The organism is Rhodococcus sp. IC4_135, from assembly GCF_011602025.1.
GTDB lineage: Bacteria > Actinomycetota > Actinomycetes > Mycobacteriales > Mycobacteriaceae > Rhodococcus_F > Rhodococcus_F baikonurensis.
Window position 1 is genome coordinate 1 of record NZ_JAAOLG010000030.1, and the last position, 17095, is coordinate 17095.

The 17095-nt window shown below is 62.8% G+C and carries 16 protein-coding genes; 9 read left to right on the forward strand and 7 right to left on the reverse strand.

Annotated elements, in window-relative coordinates; translation table 11 throughout:
- Positions 1 to 3474 (forward strand): multifunctional oxoglutarate decarboxylase/oxoglutarate dehydrogenase thiamine pyrophosphate-binding subunit/dihydrolipoyllysine-residue succinyltransferase subunit (locus G8767_RS29620; protein WP_166813447.1); only part of this gene is annotated, 3474 nt, incomplete at its 5' end.
- 98 nt (positions 3475 to 3572) lie between these two features.
- Here G8767_RS29620 and G8767_RS29625 read toward each other — a convergent pair.
- Complete coding sequence (locus G8767_RS29625) at positions 3573 to 4202, reverse strand: TetR/AcrR family transcriptional regulator (RefSeq protein WP_007736130.1); 630 nt, start codon at positions 4200 to 4202, stop codon at positions 3573 to 3575.
- A 70-nt stretch (positions 4203 to 4272) separates the two neighbouring features.
- Here G8767_RS29625 and G8767_RS29630 point away from each other — a divergent pair, with 70 nt between their 5' ends.
- The 3 genes from G8767_RS29630 to G8767_RS29640 are packed head-to-tail and all read left to right on the forward strand — an operon-like array spanning position 4273 to position 7661.
- Positions 4273 to 5847 (forward strand): NAD(P)/FAD-dependent oxidoreductase, encoded by a 1575-nt coding sequence (locus G8767_RS29630; protein WP_166813449.1) that lies wholly within the window; start codon positions 4273 to 4275, stop codon positions 5845 to 5847.
- The gene (locus tag G8767_RS29635) at positions 5844 to 6674 is read left to right on the forward strand and encodes an SDR family NAD(P)-dependent oxidoreductase (RefSeq protein ID WP_095972887.1); all 831 of its coding nucleotides are present in this window, start codon (positions 5844 to 5846) and stop codon (positions 6672 to 6674) included. The genes G8767_RS29630 and G8767_RS29635 overlap by 4 nt, the downstream gene beginning before the upstream one ends.
- A 45-nt stretch (positions 6675 to 6719) precedes the next feature.
- Entirely contained in the window at positions 6720 to 7661 is a 942-nt protein-coding gene (locus G8767_RS29640; RefSeq protein WP_095972888.1) for an alpha/beta hydrolase fold domain-containing protein, read from the forward strand.
- Positions 7662 to 7683: 22 nt separating this feature from the next.
- On the opposite strand, the gene G8767_RS29645 is transcribed toward G8767_RS29640, so the two are convergent.
- Entirely contained in the window at positions 7684 to 8568 is an 885-nt protein-coding gene (locus G8767_RS29645) for an ABC transporter substrate-binding protein (protein ID WP_124569908.1), read from the reverse strand.
- 57 nt (positions 8569 to 8625) lie between these two features.
- Positions 8626 to 8772, reverse strand: coding sequence for a hypothetical protein (locus G8767_RS29650; RefSeq protein WP_166813451.1), 147 nt, complete (start codon positions 8770 to 8772; stop codon positions 8626 to 8628).
- On the opposite strand from G8767_RS29650, the gene G8767_RS29655 reads away from it, so the two are divergent.
- The 4 genes from G8767_RS29655 to G8767_RS29670 are packed head-to-tail and all read left to right on the forward strand — an operon-like array spanning position 8771 to position 12239.
- On the forward strand, positions 8771 to 9709 hold the full coding sequence (locus G8767_RS29655; RefSeq protein ID WP_019749336.1) for an ABC transporter substrate-binding protein: 939 nt from the start codon (positions 8771 to 8773) through the stop codon (positions 9707 to 9709). The two genes, G8767_RS29650 and G8767_RS29655, sit on opposite strands and share 2 nt — an antisense overlap.
- A 4-nt stretch (positions 9710 to 9713) precedes the next feature.
- Positions 9714 to 10859, forward strand: a complete 1146-nt coding sequence (locus G8767_RS29660) for an ATP-binding cassette domain-containing protein (protein ID WP_124569910.1) — start codon at positions 9714 to 9716, stop codon at positions 10857 to 10859.
- Between the two features lie 4 nt (positions 10860 to 10863).
- On the forward strand, positions 10864 to 11553 hold the full coding sequence (locus G8767_RS29665; protein ID WP_095972890.1) for an ABC transporter permease subunit: 690 nt from the start codon (positions 10864 to 10866) through the stop codon (positions 11551 to 11553).
- Complete coding sequence (locus G8767_RS29670; protein ID WP_095972891.1) at positions 11550 to 12239, forward strand: ABC transporter permease; 690 nt, start codon at positions 11550 to 11552, stop codon at positions 12237 to 12239. The genes G8767_RS29665 and G8767_RS29670 overlap by 4 nt, the downstream gene beginning before the upstream one ends.
- 73 nt (positions 12240 to 12312) lie before the next feature.
- Here G8767_RS29670 and G8767_RS29675 read toward each other — a convergent pair whose 3' ends face one another.
- From G8767_RS29675 to G8767_RS29690, 4 genes are all read right to left on the reverse strand, one after another.
- On the reverse strand, positions 12313 to 13506 hold the full coding sequence (locus G8767_RS29675; protein ID WP_003945072.1) for an NADP-dependent malic enzyme: 1194 nt from the start codon (positions 13504 to 13506) through the stop codon (positions 12313 to 12315).
- A 392-nt stretch (positions 13507 to 13898) separates the two neighbouring features.
- Positions 13899 to 14291, reverse strand: a complete 393-nt coding sequence (locus G8767_RS29680; protein WP_166813453.1) for a hypothetical protein — start codon at positions 14289 to 14291, stop codon at positions 13899 to 13901.
- 3 nt (positions 14292 to 14294) lie between these two features.
- Positions 14295 to 14906, reverse strand: a complete 612-nt coding sequence (locus tag G8767_RS29685; protein WP_124569912.1) for a MarC family protein — start codon at positions 14904 to 14906, stop codon at positions 14295 to 14297.
- The gene (locus G8767_RS29690; protein ID WP_095972893.1) at positions 14906 to 15760 is read right to left on the reverse strand and encodes a PHP domain-containing protein; all 855 of its coding nucleotides are present in this window, start codon (positions 15758 to 15760) and stop codon (positions 14906 to 14908) included. The genes G8767_RS29685 and G8767_RS29690 overlap by 1 nt, the downstream gene beginning before the upstream one ends.
- Positions 15761 to 15932: 172 nt before the next feature.
- Between G8767_RS29690 and G8767_RS29695 the strand changes: the two genes are divergently transcribed.
- Positions 15933 to 17003, forward strand: coding sequence for a magnesium and cobalt transport protein CorA (locus tag G8767_RS29695; RefSeq protein ID WP_124569929.1), 1071 nt, complete (start codon positions 15933 to 15935; stop codon positions 17001 to 17003).
- Positions 17004 to 17095 lie beyond the last annotated feature (92 nt).

Consider the following 17095-nt stretch of genomic DNA (forward strand, 5'->3'; position numbering starts at 1 on the left):
GCGAAGACGGCAGCGCCCGCCGCGAAGGCCGCCCCGGCCAAGCCCGCAGCAACAAAGCCCGCGGCCGCTCCCGCAAAGCCCGCCCCCGCCGGCGGAGCTGAGGAAACCAAGGTTCTGCGCGGCGCCGCAGCCGCGGTCGTCAAGAACATGTCGCTCTCGCTCGAGATCCCGACGGCAACCAGCGTGCGTGCCATCCCCGCGAAGCTGATGTTCGACAACCGCATCGTCATCAACAACCACCTCGCACGTACTCGCGGCGGTAAGATCTCGTTCACCCATCTCCTGGGTTACGCGATCGTCCAAGCGGTCAACGCGTTCCCCAACATGAACCGGCACTTCGCCGAAATCGACGGCAAGCCGAACGCGGTCACACCCGAGCACACCAATCTCGGACTCGCGATCGACCTTCCCGGTAAGGACGGCAACCGCTCACTGGTGGTTGCCGCCATCCGGAACACCGAGTCGATGAACTTCGTCCAGTTCCACGCGGCATACGAGGACATCGTCCGCCGCGCTCGTGAGGGCAAGCTCACCGGTGAAGACTTCACCGGCGTCACCATCTCGCTGACCAACCCGGGCGGCATCGGTACGGTTCACTCCGTTCCGCGCCTGATGAAGGGCCAGGGCGCCATCATCGGTGCCGGCGCGATGGAATACCCCGCCGAGTTCCAGGGCGCCAGCGACGAGAAGCTGGCCGAGATGGGCGTCGGCAAGCTGATGACCCTCACCTCGACCTACGACCACCGCATCATCCAGGGTGCCGAGTCGGGCGATTTCCTGCGCACGATCCACAACCTGCTGATCAGTGACGAGTTCTACGACGAGATCTTCCACGCGCTCGGCAACCCGTACGAGCCGGTGCGTTGGCGCAAGGACGTGCCGGAAGGCGCCGTCGACAAGAACACCCGCGTTCTCGAACTGATCGCTGCCTACCGCGACCGCGGCCACCTCATGGCCGACACGGACCCGTTGCAGTTCGTCAAGGACAAGTTCCACAGCCACCCCGACCTCGACGTCATCAGCCACGGCCTGACGCTGTGGGATCTGGACCGCGAGTTCAAGGTCGGCGGCTTCCACGGCCAAGAGAAGATGAAGCTGCGCGACGTGTTGAGCGTGCTGCGCGACGCGTACTGCCGCCACGTCGGTGTCGAGTACACGCACATCCTCGAGACGGATCAGCGTCAGTGGATCCAGGACCGCGTGGAGGGCCATCACGCCAAGCCTTCGGTCGCTCAGCAGAAGTACATCCTGAGCAAGCTCAACGCCGCCGAGGCTTTCGAGACGTTCCTGCAGACCAAGTACGTCGGCCAGAAGCGCTTCTCGCTCGAGGGCGCCGAAGCCGTCATCCCGATGATGGACGCCGTGATCGACCAGGCCGCCGAGCACCAGCTCGACGAGGTCGTCATCGGCATGCCGCACCGTGGTCGACTCAACGTGCTGGCCAACATCGTCGGCAAGCCCTACTCCAAGATCTTCACGGAGTTCGAGGGCAACATGAACCCGGCGGCCGCTCACGGCTCCGGTGACGTGAAGTACCACTTGGGTGCCAGCGGCACGTACATCCAGATGTTCGGTGACAACGACATCGCTGTATCGCTGACCGCCAACCCGTCGCATCTCGAGGCCGTCGACCCGGTTCTCGAAGGCCTGGTTCGCGCCAAGCAGGACATCCTCGACAAGGGTGAAGAAGGCTTCACCGTCCTGCCGCTCATGCTGCACGGTGACGCTGCATTCGCCGGTCAGGGTGTTGTCGCCGAGACGCTCAACCTCTCGCTGCTTCGCGGTTACCGCACCGGTGGCACCGTGCACATCGTCGTGAACAACCAGGTCGGCTTCACCACCGCTCCGGAACATTCACGCTCGTCCGAGTACTGCACCGACGTCGCGAAGATGATCGCCGCACCGGTCTTCCACGTCAACGGCGACGACCCCGAGGCGTGCGTCTGGGTTGCTCAACTGGCCGTCGACTTCCGTGAGAAGTTCGGCAAGGACGTTGTCATCGACCTCATCTGCTACCGCCGTCGCGGTCACAACGAGGGCGACGACCCTTCGATGACCCAGCCGGCCATGTACGACGTCATCGACACCAAGCGCAGCGTTCGTAAGAGCTACACCGAGTCCCTCATCGGTCGCGGTGACATCTCGCTCAAGGAAGCCGAAGACGCACTTCGCGACTACCAGGGGCAGCTCGAGCGGGTCTTCAACGAGGTCCGTGAACTCGAGAAGTTCCAGCCCGAACCGTCCGAGTCCGTCGAACTCGACCAGACTCCCCCGGCTCGCCTGACCACGGCTGTGGCTCCCGAGGTTCTCGAGCGCATCGGTGATGCGTTCGTCAACGTCCCCGACGGTTTCACCGTGCACCCGCGCGTCAAGCCGGTTGCCGAGAAGCGTCGTGAGATGGCTCGTGACGGGCATGTCGACTGGGCGTTCGCCGAGTTGCTCGCTTTCGGTTCGCTGGCCGAGCAGGGTGCCTTGATCCGCCTCGCGGGTCAGGACTCCAAGCGCGGAACGTTCACCCAGCGTCACTCGGTTCTCATCGACCGCAAGACCGGCAACGAGTACAGCCCGATCGCCAAGATCGCAGCCGACGCCGAAAACGGCGGCAAGTTCATGGTCTACGACTCCGCACTCACCGAGTACGCGGGTCTGGGCTTCGAGTACGGCTACTCGGTCGGTAACCCCGACGCTCTGGTCCTGTGGGAAGCGCAGTTCGGTGACTTCGTCAACGGCGCGCAGACCATCATCGACGAGTTCATCTCTTCGGGCGAGGCCAAGTGGGGTCAGCTCTCCGACGTCGTGCTGCTCCTGCCGCACGGTCACGAGGGTCAGGGTCCGGACCACACCTCCGGTCGCATCGAGCGTTTCCTTCAGCTGTGCGCCGAAGGCTCGATGACCGTTGCGGTTCCGTCCACCCCGGCAAGCTACTTCCACTTGCTGCGTCGCCATCACCTCGACGGCATCCGCCGTCCGCTGGTGGTCTTCACGCCCAAGTCGATGCTGCGTAACAAGGCTGCAGTCAGCAACGTCGAGGACTTCACGACGGGCAAGTTCCGTTCGGTCTTCGAGGAGCCGGCATACGAGAGCGGCGAAAGCGCTCGCGAATCGGTCAAGCGGGTTCTGCTGGTCAGCGGCAAGCTGTACTGGGAGCTCCTGGCGAAGAAGCACAAGGACGAGCGTGACGACATCGCCATCGTGCGCATGGAGCAGCTCTACCCGGTGCCGAAGCGTCGCCTCAAGGAGACCCTGGACCGTTACCCGAATGCGGATCAGTTCCGTTGGGTCCAGGAAGAGCCCGCCAACCAGGGCGCGTGGCCGTTCCTCGGACTGGCACTGCCGGAGCTTCTGCCGGAGACCTTGACCGGCATCAAGCGCATCTCGCGTCGTCCGATGTCCGCTCCCTCTTCGGGATCGAGCAAGGTGCACGCGGTGGAGCAGCAGGAGATTCTGGACGAGGCGTTCCTGCCGACCAACTGAGCAGTGGCGTTCCTGCCGACCAATTGATCAGTGGCGTTCCTCGAGGCCGGGCCCCACATTCCGCAAGGAGTGTGGGGCCCGGCCTTTCTGCGTTCACGTCAATTCGATTGCAGCAGACCCAGATCCGGCCCGGCGTCGAAGCCGACGGCAGCCAGCGCCAACGCAGGCAACGACTGAACCGTCAGGTCGATCAGTTCCTCGCGGGTGATGGCCGGCGCACGGAGCCAACTGATGGTGGCTTCCTCGACGAACGCGATCCAACCGCGAACGGCCAGCTCCACCTGAGGCGTTCGAGTCAGGCCGATCTTCGGGAGCTGATCGAGGGTTCTCTTGGCCATGATGTCGCGGGTCTGCTCGAACACCTCACGCATCTGCGGATCTCCACTGGCGGTCCCTCGGAGCAGTGAGACGTAAGTATTGCGGTTCTCGGTCACGTAGTCGACGTACGACGCCAGCACCGAGCGGAGGGTGAGCATCGGGTCGTCCGATTCACTCGGTTCGGTGCGTTGGAGCATCTGTTCACTGCTGTGCCGGACGATGGCCAGGTGGAACTCGCTTTTCGACGCGAAGTAGTGGAACAGAAGCCCCCGCGAGACACCGGCCTGATCGGCGATGTCCTCGACGGAAATCTGTTCGAGCGGCCGTTCGGCCAGCATGCGCGCGCCGAGGTCGATGAGTTGCGCTCGGCGTTGCGCAGGGTCGAGTCGCGTTCGCTTCACTGCGTCCATGCCAATAGACTACTGAATATTCGTCAATAAGCTATTGACCGTGACTCAATAAAGGCATATCGTTCCCTACATGAGTCTTCCAGTTACAGATACCTCAGCACCTGCCGCGGATACTCGCCACGTCGGCACACTGATCATCGGCAGTGGTTTCGCCGGTCTCGGTGCGGCGATCAAACTGGCACAGGCCGGCATCACCGACTACGTCGTTCTCGAGCGCGGCAACGACGTCGGCGGAACCTGGCGTGACAACAGCTACCCGGGCGCCGCGTGTGACGTGCCGTCGCATTTGTACTCGTACTCTTTCGCACTCAATCCGGAGTGGACGCGCTCCTTCTCCACTCAGCCCGAGATCTACAAGTACATCCAGTCGGTGGCCAACCGCCACAAGGTGCTCGACAAGCACATCTTCGACTGCGACGTTCTCTCCGCCCGGTGGGACGAGGCGTCTGCTCGGTGGCACATCAGCACCAACAAGGGTGAATTCGTCGCAAAGATCGTCGTCTCGGCCGTCGGCGCACTGTGTGAGCCTTCACTTCCGGACATCAAGGGCATCGACGGATTCAAGGGCGAGATCTTCCACTCCTCGCGCTGGAACCACGACGCGGATCTGACCGGCAAGCGCGTGGCCGTCATCGGAACCGGCGCCTCCGCCATCCAGATCGTGCCGGCCATCGGCAAGAAGGTCTCGCATCTCGACGTGTACCAGCGCACGGCGCCGTGGATCCTGCCCCGCGCAGACCGCGAGTACACCAAGATCGAGCACCTCGCGTTCAAGTACCTTCCCGGCTTCCAGAAACTGTGCCGTACCGGCATCTACTGGATGCGAGAGACGCAGGTCGTAGGCCTGGCCAAGGCGCCGGTGTTCATGAAGCCGCTGCAGTTCGCCGCCGAGCGTCACCTGAAGGCTCAGATCAAGGACAAGGATCTTCGCAAGAAGGTCATGCCCAACTTCCAGATCGGCTGCAAGCGCATGCTGATCTCGAACAACTACTTCCCCACTCTCGCCCAGGACAATGTCGATCTGGTGACCGAAGGCATCGAGGAGGTCACCGCCAACGGGATCGTCTCGAAGACCGGCACCACGCGTGAGATCGATGCCATCGTCGTGGCGACCGGTTTCCACGTCACCGACTCCCCCACCTTCGCGGGAATCTTCGGCAAGGACGGGCGCTCGCTCGCCGAGGTCTTCGAAGTGACCGGCATGCAGGGGTACAAGGGCGCGGCAGTTGCCAACTTCCCCAACATGTTCTTCCTCGTCGGACCCAACACCGGCCTCGGACATTCGTCGATGGTCTTCATGATCGAGTCGCAGATCAATTACCTGGTCGACGCGATCGCCACCATCGACAAGTACGACATCGGCACCATCGAGGTGCGCAAGGACAAGCAGGACAAGTACAACAAGGACCTGCAGGCAGCTATGTCCAAGAGCGTCTGGAACAACGGCGGTTGCGCCAGCTGGTACATGGACAAGCACGGAAACAACACCACCCTGTGGCCGGGTTTCACCTTCCAGTTCCGCAATGCCACCAAGCATTTCGACCTCGCGGCATACCGCAGCGTCGCCACCTCGGATCTCGGCGCCGTCGGCACCGCGACCACTTCACAGATCGACCTCGACGACGAGAAGGCAGTAGCACAATGAGTGATTTTGCAGGCAAGGTCGTAGTCATCACCGGAGCAGGATCGGGCATCGGTCGCGCTCTCGCACTGAACCTGGCCGGCCAGGGCGCCAAGTTGGCGATCTCCGACGTGGACACCGTCGGTCTGGCCGAGACAACGCGTCTGGTGGAAGCCATCGGCGCCGAGGTGAAGTCGGACCATCTCGACGTCACCCAACGCGAAGCGGTTCTCGAGTACGCCGACGCAGTCGTCGCCCATTTCGGCAAGGTCAACCAGATCTACAACAACGCCGGAATCGCGTACCACGGCACCTTCGAGAAGTCCGAGTTCAAGGACTTCGAACGCGTCATGGACGTCGACTTCTGGGGAGTTGTCAACGGCACCAAGGCATTCCTCCCCCACGTCATCGCCTCCGGCGACGGGCACATCGTGAACGTGTCGAGCCTCTTCGGCCTGCTGTCGATGCCCGGTCAGAGCGCGTACAACTCGGCCAAGTTCGCCGTTCGCGGCTTCACCGAGTCGCTTCGCCAGGAAATGCTGATCGCCAAGCATCCGGTGAAGGTGACCTGTGTGCACCCGGGCGGAATCAAGACGGCCATCGCACGCAACGCCACCGCAGGACCGGGCGAAGATCTTGCCGTCTTCTCCGAGTTCTTCGACCGCAAGCTCGCGCGCACCACTCCGGAGGACGCGGCCAAGACGATCGTCAACGGTGTTCGCAAGAGCAAGCCGCGAGTTCTCATCGGGATGGACGCAATCGCACTCGATGCCTGGGTTCGCCTCGTAGGATCGGGCTACCAGCGCATCGTCGCGATCGTCGCCGGTCGAATGATGCCCAAGTCCAGCTGAGTTCGTTTACAGCGCAGTTCGTATACAAAGTCAGGAGCCCTGCCGGTGAGCACGTTCACCCTTCCGCTGCCCGTGGTCGCGTTCTTGTTGAAGCCGTACTTCCGTCTGGCTTTCAACTCGAGACTGCCGTATCGGATTCAACGTCTGCTGCTCGAGGCCGGGGCACCACTACAGCAGGTCCCAGCGGGCGCCGTCGTGCGCCCGCTGGAGCTGGCTTGCCGACCGGCGGAGAAGATCACCGTCGGCGCAACCGAGCGACCCACTGCAGTTCTCTACCTGCACGGCGGGGCATACACGCTGGGTTCGCTGGCCACACACCGTTCTCTCGCAGCGCATCTCGCACGTGAGTCGTCCAGTGCGGTCTTCACGCTGGACTACCGACTTGCGCCGGAGAACCCGTATCCCGCCGCGCTCGACGACGCGGTCTCTGCTTTCATGCAGTTGGTCACCGAGTTCGACTATTCGGAGGACCGCGTTGCCATCGCCGGCGATTCGGCCGGTGGCGGTTTGGCCGCCGCGACCGCCCTGCGTCTGATCGAGCGCCACGGCGTGACCCCCGGCGCGCTTGCGTTGATCTCGCCGTGGGTCGATCCGGGCGATCGGGGTGCCACCAAAAAGGCCGACCTCGTCGTCAACACCGCGTGGTCCTTCGATGCCGCCGACGCTTACCTTGCCGGCGGCGATCGCACCGATCCCGGCTACGCACCGATGCACGGCAAGCTCGACGGGTTGCCACCCACCAGGATTCACGTCGGGTCGGAGGAAGTTCTCTACCCGCAGATCATGACCTTCACCGACAAACTCGCCGCTGCCGGCGTCGACGTGTCCCTGGTCGAGTACGCACGACTGTGGCACGTGGCTCACGCCCAGGCGTCACTGGTCAAGGAAGCAGCAGACGCCGTTGCCGACCTCGGCCATTTCATCGCCTCGAAACTGATTCGCGCCAAGGATGATTCGAGTTCAGCGGTGGGATCGAGCGCTCACTGACGGGTGGCCGACTCCGTCTATGTCACTGACGGGTGTCCCACCAGGTGCGGGCGACCTCCGAGGCTGACGCGTTGCCGGCCCGCACCTGCTCGATCATCGTGGCGAGGTCGGTGGTGGACAGTTCACCGGCGACGACGCTGAGCGCCTTGACAGCCGAATCTCCCAGTGCACCCGTTCGGAAAAGCGGAACGACGTTCTGCGCAGCCAGAACGTGATTCGAATCAGCGAGCACTGTGACGGCATCGGATTGTGCCAGTGCTGACAGCGTCGTGGTTCCGAATACTTGTGCACCGGGCACGTCGACCGGAGTTACCAGATCGACCCCGGCGAAGACACACTCGGCACCCTCGGCCAACTGTTCCACTGCCCCGTCCTCGACGAATCTCGCGGAGACGAGGGGCGTTGCCGCGGCACACGAAGGGGCAAAGGCCTCTATCGTCTTCGCTCCCAACGACTGTGCGTATGCGGTGTCGAGTGCAACGACCGCACGGTCTTCGGCCATCGCATAGTCGGAGACCGAAAGACCCTCCGGCAGAGAGCGACTCAAGGCTTCGAAGACGTCGTCGGCCTTGCGGGCCGGGGATGACGGGTCGTAGTGATCGAGCAGCGCACCGGTGAACTCGGGTACCAGCGTGACTCGCGCTGCGTCCAGAGCCTCGAGTGATTGGTTTCGGCCACCACCCACCGATTCGACGCGAGCCGACAGACCGGACGAGGAGAGCACCGTCGAATACACTTCGGCCAACACCGAACTCTCCACTGATGCGTCAGCAGCCACCACGATCTGCTCGCGAGACTCCGCTCCGGCGCCCTCTACCACCGAATCACCGTTTGCGCATCCGCTGAGAATCGGCAGGACCATCAGTGCTGCAACAACAGTCGAATACTTCGTGCGTGTGCTCTTCACCGAAATCCTCACATCCAATCCCATGGATCGAAAACCGTGCCATGTCGGTACCTATCGTTACACTTGTCGGGCGATGCGCGGTAACCAGTCCTGACGCTGCCACTCGGTGGCGGCGCCGTCGAAGTCACCCAGGTGGCTTCGCCACAAGGGATGGTCACCGACGCCCGAAACACGGGACGCCCGAAAAACCGGAAGGACGCTCATGCGCACCTCACGATTTCGTTCCAACCGTTGGCTCGTAGCCGCGGCAACTGTCGTCTCTCTCACTGCACTGACAGCGTGCGGTAGCAGTGACGGTGACTCCAACAGCGATCCCAACGCGGTCGTCGTCGGCTCCGCCAACTTCACCGAATCCGAGACGATCGCCAACATCTACGCCGAAGCACTGCGTGTCAACGGGTTCGATGTCTCCACGTCGTTCAACGTCGGCAGCCGTGAGGCGTACATTCCGGCGCTCAAGGACGGGTCGATCAGCGTAATTCCGGATTACACGGGAAATCTCCTGCAGTACTTGGATCCCGACAGCACGGCCACCAGCTCCGCTGACGTCCTCGCCGCCCTTCCCGCAGCTCTCGGGTCGGAATTGGCAATTGCGACGCCTGCATCCGCCGAGGACAAGGACGCCGTCGTCGTCACGAAAGAAACCGCCGACAAGTGGAACCTGAAGACGATTGCCGATCTGGCTCCGCATTCCGCCGAAGTCAAGTTCGGTGCTCCGGCCGAGTTCCAGGAACGTCCAGCCGGATTGCCCGGTTTGAAGTCCAATTACGGGCTCGACATCTCGGCTGCCAACTTCGTTCCGATCGCCGACGGCGGTGGACCGGCAACCGTGAAGGCGCTCTCGTCCGGTGACATCACCGCAGCAAACATCTTCACGACGTCGGCCTCCATCCCGGCGAACAACTTCGTGGTTCTCGAAGACCCGAAGAACAATTTCCCGGCTCAGAACGTGGTGCCGGTGCTGCGTGCCTCGAAGTCTTCCGACAAGCTGAAGACGGTCCTCGATGCGGTGTCCGCCAAGCTCACCACCGAAGAATTGTTGGCTCTCAACGTCCAGGTGTCCGGCGACACCAAGACGGAGCCGGCAGCGGCGGCCAAGGCGTGGGTGACGGCGCAGGGCCTCGACAAGCCGGTCTCGTAGTCACGTGATCACCTTCGAGGGTGTCACCAAGCAGTACCCGGACGGCACCACCGCCGTCGACCGTCTCGATCTCACCATCGAGGCCGAGTCGTTCACGGTGTTCGTGGGGCCGTCCGGGTGCGGCAAGACGACGTCGATGCGCATGATCAACCGGATGATCACACCGACGTCGGGCAAGATCTTCGTCGACGGTCGTGACATCGCCCAGACCGACGCGGTGAAGCTGCGTCTCGGCATCGGGTACGTCATTCAGAATGCCGGCCTACTTCCCCACCGCACCGTGATCGACAACGTCGCAACGGTTCCGGTGCTGCGTGGTGAGTCCCGCCGCGCCGCACGTAAAGCCGCGTTGGGTGTTCTCGAACGAGTCGGTCTGGACATTTCACTTGCCACTCGCTATCCCGGGCAACTCTCGGGTGGGCAACAGCAACGGGTGGGAGTAGCCCGTGCGCTGGCAGCCGATCCGCCGATCCTGTTGATGGACGAGCCCTTCAGCGCCGTCGATCCCGTGGTGCGTGAGGATTTGCAGACCGAAATGCTCCGTCTGCAAAGCGAACTGAAGAAGACGATCGTCTTTGTCACCCACGACATCGACGAGGCAGTCAAACTCGGTGATCACATTGCCGTCTTCGGTCCCGGCGGACGGCTTCAGCAGGTGGCGGCGCCTCGCGACGTGTTGGCCGCACCGGCAACGGATTTTGTCGCCGGATTCGTCGGACGCGATCGCGGCTATCGGGGATTGTCGTTCCGTGCTGCCGACGAGGTTCCGCTTCACCCGGTCCGTACGGCCGTCGAGAACGAATTGAAGGCTCTGCGTCTCGAATTGGGCGAGTGGGTTCTCGTGGTCACGGACAACGGAAGTCCACAGGGATGGATCGACGTGACCGGCGTCGAAGGTCTGCGCTCGGGACGCACTCTTGCGCAGTCGACGTCGGCCGGAGGTTCGTTGTTCTCCCCCGGCGGCGATCTCCGCCAAGCACTCGATGCGGCAATCTCTTCCCCTTCCGGTATCGGTGTTGCCGTCGACGCAGAGGGCGCGGTGATCGGCGGGATCCTCGGTTCCGAAGTCGTGGCGAAATTGGCAGATCAGCGTCGACGCGAGGACGAGGAACGCAACCGAGTCGCCTTCACCGAGGGATTCGGGGCGTAGCGGCATGCGCTGGCTCATCGACAATTTCTCGACGGTCGTGGATTACTCGAAGACCCATCTGTATCTGGCGCTGCTCCCCTTGCTGATCGGTCTCCTGATTGCCGTTCCGGTCGGTACGGCGATCCGCAACGTCAGGTGGCTGCGCCGAATCACGTTGACCCTGGCGAGCATCGCGTTCACGATTCCGTCGCTCGCGCTGTTCGTCACGATTCCTCAGTTGTTCGGCCTCAAGACCCTTGATCCGCTCAACGTGGTGATCGCACTCAGTGTGTATGCGACGGCACTGCTCATCCGGGCTGTGCCCGAAGCACTCGACTCGGTGCCGGACAACGTCATCGACGCCTCCACCGCCGTCGGATTCACGCCACTACGACGCGCCCTGACGGTCGAGTTGCCGTTGGCGCTGCCGGTCATGATCGCGAACATCAGAGTTATTGCCGTTACCAATATTTCGCTGGTGTCGGTCGGATCACTGATCGGAATCGGCGGGCTGGGAGTTCTGTTCAAACAGGGCTACGACCGCGACTACCCGGACCAGATCGTTGCCGGCATCATCGCGATCGTCGTGCTGGCACTGGCGCTCGATCTGATCCTGTATCTGATCGGCCGATTCCTGACCCCGTGGACCAGGACCTCGACCTCGAACTCGTCGAAGGTTCCCGCCGTCCTGTCAGCCGAGGGGGAACCCGTATGAGCATCTTCACCGGAGCCTGGGACTTCATCGTCGATCCCGGAAATTGGAGCGGCGACACCGGAATCGGCACACGCATTCTCCAGCACCTGTGGTACAGCGTTCTGGCCGTGGCACTTTCGGCCGTGATCGCGGTGCCCATCGGATTGCTCATCGGCCATCTACGTCGCGGTGAGATCGTGGTCGTCAGTCTGGTCAACGCACTGCGGTCGTTGCCCACACTCGGCCTGCTGACGTTCCTCGTTCTTCTCATGGGACTCGGGGTGATGCCGCCGATTCTCGCGCTCGTGATCCTCGGCATTCCCCCACTCCTCGCCGGCACGTACGCCGGAATCGCCAGCGTCGACCGTGGCGTCGTCGAGGCCGCGCGGGCGATGGGTATGACCGAACTCCAAGTACTCTTCCGCGTCGAGATACCGAATGCGCTGCCATTGATTCTCGGCGGACTCCGCAACGCAACGCTTCAGGTGATTGCCACAGCGACGGTCGCTGCCTACGTCAACCTCGGCGGTCTCGGCCGGTACATCTTCGACGGTCTCGCTCTCTACAAGTACGACCGAGTTGTCGTCGGCGCAATCCTGGTCGCGGTGGTGGCTCTCGTCGTGGACGGCCTACTGGCACTGGTGGTCTGGGCATCGGTTCCCGGCACCGGCAGGCTGCGTCGAACACCCGACCTCGCTCGTCTGTAGCGCGAGAATCCCACGAAAAAGCCCCGATCGGAACCTTGTGTGCGGGTTCCGATCGGGGCTTTCGTAGTCCCTCTTAGCTGGTCACGCCCTCAGCATGCGCTGCGGCCGCGACGGCTTCCGCTACTGCGGGTGCCACGCGAGGGTCGAGTGGGCTGGGGACGATTTTGTCCGCTGCCAACTCGTCGCCGACCACCGACAGGATTGCCTCGGCGGCAGCGAGCTTCATACCTTCGGTGATGCGACGGGCGCCGGCGTCGAGCGCGCCCTTGAACACACCGGGGAAGGCGAGAACATTGTTGATCTGGTTCGGGAAATCACTGCGCCCCGTAGCCACGATCGCCGCGTACTTCGACGCGGTCTCGGGGTGAATCTCCGGGTCCGGGTTGGAAAGCGCGAACACGATCGACTCGGGAGCCATCGAAGCGATGAGCTCCTCGGGGATCTTGCCCGCCGAGACACCCAGGAACACGTCAGCACCTTCGAGTGCCTCGATGGCACCACCGTGCAGGTCGCGGGGATTGGTGCGGGCTGCGAGTTCTGCCTTCACGTCGTTGAGGTCGCTGCGCTCACCCGAGATGATGCCCTTCGAGTCCAGCACGATGACGTCGCTGATTCCGGCGGCGAGCAGGATGTTCGCGCAGGCAACACCCGCAGCGCCGGCGCCGGAGATGACGACCTTGAGTGTGGTGATGTCGCGGCTCTGGACCTTGACAGCGCCCTTGAGGGCAGCGAGGACCACGATGGCGGTTCCGTGCTGATCGTCGTGCATGACGGGGCAGTCGAGGGCTTCGATGACGCGCTTCTCGATCTCGAAGCAGCGCGGTGCCGAGATGTCCTCGAGGTTGACCGCGCCGAAGCTCGGGCGCAGACGGATGAGCGTCTCGACGATCTCGTCGGGATCCTTGGTGTCGAGAACCAGCGGAATGGAGTTCAGTCCGGCGAAGTTCTTGAACAGTGCCGACTTGCCCTCCATGACGGGCAGCGATGCGCGAGGGCCGATGTCGCCGAGCCCGAGAACCGCGGTGCCGTCGCTGACCACGACGACGAGTCGGTTGGTCCACGTGTATCGATCGGCGAGGGTTTCGTCTGCAGCGATGGCGCGGCTCACCTGAGCAACACCCGGCGTGTAGGCGATCGAGAGGGCCCGCTGCGTATCGAGCGGTGCTGTGGTCTCGACCGAGAGCTTGCCACCGACGTGAGCGGCAAAGATTTCTTCGTCGGTCAACTCGACCTTGGGTACGTTGATGGCTTCAGTCACGAGGGACACGATGACACTCCTGATTAGTCCAGCCTCAAGCGGGGCTGGGTTACTGGGAAGTAATCCTTCGGACCGCTGCGAAACCACGTTCACAACGGTCAGAGATCATTTCTTCCGCGAACGACTACTGAGAAGAAGAGCATTCGGCGTGCGCGAGAAAGTGGGCCGCAATACATCCGAAGCGTCATGGTGTGGGGCGGGTGAGCCCTGGCGTATCCATGCAATCTAGGTTTCGGGAGAAATTCTGACGAAACCTGCACTTCGGGGCCGGGCTGTGGCGCCGCCTCGAAGTAACTCCAGTTTGCCACCAGAGTCGGATCACAATCAAATCCTCCAAGCGGTCGGATTCCTCACCACACTCAAACCTGAGCCGTCAACCCCACCGTGTCATCCCCACCCAGTCATCCCCACCACTGCGTCACCAACAACAGCCCCGCCACCACGAGCACGACCACCGATCCGGCAACCGCCGCGATACCCCGCCTGCGGTCGCACCAGATCTGCGCTGCCAAAGCAACCACCGAGGCCGCAATGTGCGCGGCGATCGACGTTGTTCCCGGTCCCGGGAATCCGCGGTTGCCGCCCAGATAAGCCGAACCGATGATCACGAGTGTCAAGACCACGATTCCGGCCGCCACGGTGCCACTCAGGGCGCGTAGAGCGCGGACCAGCAGCCATTGCCGTTTGTCGGCGGGATAGTCGTAGTCGTCTTCGTACTGATAATCCTGATAATCCTGGTACTGGTAGTCGTCCTCGTACCTGTCGTTCCGGTCGTACCTGTCGTCGTATGTCATCTCTTACGCTCCCGCGACGAATCCGCGGACTGATTCCGCAATGAGTTGAACCGCGATGGCGGCGAGCAATAGACCGGCGATGCGCGCCAGCAGACTGATGCCACCCTCGCCCAGTATCCGGATCAGTGCCGTCGAGAAGCGCAGGACCACGAACAGCACGAGGTGGATGGACAAAATCGCCAACGCGATCGCCAGATACGACGCCGCTTCACCGTCGGCCTGGGCGACAAAGACGATGACGGCCGCAATCGCACCGGGACCAGCCATCATCGGCGTCCCCAAGGGAACGAGTGCGACGTTGACGTCGTCGGCTCCCTGCGGACGGTTCGAGGCCTTTCCGGTCAGCAGTTCGAGTGCGATGAGAAGCAGGAGTAGTCCGCCGGCGCCTTGCAATGCCGGAATACCGATGTGGAGGTAGTTGAGAATCGCCTGACCGCCGACGGCGAAGACCGAGATGACCGCAAGGGAGACGGCGGGGGCCTGCCATGCCGCTCGATTGCGATCTTCACGGCTCTTGCGGCCGACCAGTGACAGGAACACCGGGATGACTCCGGGCGGGTCCATGATCACGAACAGCGTGATGAACACGGTGAGGTAGAGCGTGGTGTCGAGCATCAGCGCCCAAGTACCTCCACGCCGGTGGCAGCCGAGACGAGTTTGTCGAACTCCGCCTCGTCCGTGAGCTCGTCGCCGAGTCCGATCGTCTTGTTCTCCCCGTGGTAGTCCGAGGATCCGGTGACTGCCAGACCGAGGTCGACGGCCAGGCGGCGCAGGACGTCGCGATCGTCGCTGCGATGGTCCGGGTGATCGACTTCGAGACCCCCGAGACCCAGCTCGGCCAGATCACGGATGTGGTCGAGCGCAAGCAATCCGCCGCGCGAACGCGCCCGTCCATGCGCAAGGACGGTCACTCCCCCGGCTGCTGCCACCAGTTCGACGGCGTACTCGAGCGGAGTGTCGTACTTGGGAACGTCGTATCGCCCGCGACTGGACAACAGGTCGGAGAAGGCCTCGCTGATGCTCGACACCACTCCCGCTCGCATCAGGGCCGCTGCGACGTGCGGGCGCCCGACAGACGGACCGGCGTCGGCCAGGATCTGATCGGGATCGACGGGCAGACCGTCACGAGCCATCATCGTCGTCATCACCCGGATACGTTCGACGCGTTCGGCGCGCAGTCGCTCACGTTCTTTTGCGAATTCGGGGTGTGTCGGATCGAAAAGGTATGCCAGCAGATGAACAGCCACCGGCCAACCACGTTCACCTCGCCCCTCACACGACATCTCCATCCCGCGAACCAGGCTGACCCCGCTCGGCAAGGCCTGCGCCGCCTCGGCCCAGCCCGAAGTCGTGTCGTGATCGGTGATGGCGACGACGTCGAGTCCGGCGTCGGCTGCGGCGCGCATGAGGGCAGCCGGGGTATCGGTGCCGTCCGATGCGTTGGAGTGGGTGTGAAGGTCTATTCGCACTGTTCCAGTGTGTCAGCAATCGGCAACTTCATCGCGCTCCGGTAGGCGAGCCGGAAGCTGACGTACGATTACGCCGCAGCGGCAGCGCAATTCGATCAGGTGTCGCTGTAGTGCCGTTACTGCATCACAGGTTCACTGCACTACAGACCGAGAAGGAGCGAGCGTGCCAACCATGCCGTCACTGCCGAATTGGTCGAACGGCAAATCGACGCAAGCGGATGCACCCAAGATCCCCGTCCCGGCAGCCCGCGCGATCGTCGACTGCGCGGTCTACGTGGACGGCGTGCGGTTGCCGGGCAAGTACACGCACCGCGCCGCGTTGGCCGAGGTCCGTAGTCGCGACAACGCATTCGTCTGGGTGGGCATGCATGCACCCGACGAAGGCCAGATGCAAGATGTCGCAGCAACTTTCGGACTCCACGAGCTGATGGTCGAGGATGCCGTCCATGCACACGAGCGCCCGAAACTCGAACGCTACGACGACGTCATGTTCCTGGTGCTGCGCACGGTCGTCTACGTACCGCACGAGTCCGTGGCGACGGCGAGCGAGATCGTCGAAACCGGCGAGATCATGGTGTTCGTCGGTCCCGACTTCGTGGTGACCGTCCGGCACGGGGATCACTCCGAACTGGCAAGCGTGCGCAAGTCGCTCGAACAGAATGCCGAGCGTCTCGCCATGGGCCCGTTCGCGGTGTTGCACGCGATCACCGACCACGTCGTCGACAGCTATCTCTCCGTCATTCAGCTGGTCGAACAGGACGTCGACAGCATGGAGGAGTTGGTGTTCAACCCGCGGAACACCGTTGCCGTCGAGCATATCTACCTACTCAAACGCGAAATCGTCGAACTACGACGCTCGGTCACTCCACTCGGATTGCCACTGCTCCAGCTCACTCAGCCCGCGGGCGGCCTCGTCCCGAAGGAGATCCGGCGATACTTCCGCGACGTACGAGATCACCACACGATCGTGGCCGAACGAATCTCGGAATACGACGAGGTGTTGAGTTCTCTGGTCGATGCCGCACTCGCGAAGATCGCGGTGCAGCAGAACACCGACATGCGCAAGATCTCGGCGTGGGTCGCTATCGCCGCCGTGCCAACCGGCGTTGCCGGTATCTACGGAATGAACTTCGAGAACATGCCGGAACTCGGTTACAAGTACGGCTATCAGTCCATCCTGTTCCTCATCGCGTCGGTGTGTGTCGGCTTGTTCTTTCTCTTCCGCCGCAACAACTGGCTGTGAATCGCTCACCCTGACTCCCTGTACTTGCCACCGTCGCAGGCGGACAATGGATATGGGTACGCATTTTCATTCCGTTCCCGAAATCCATTTTG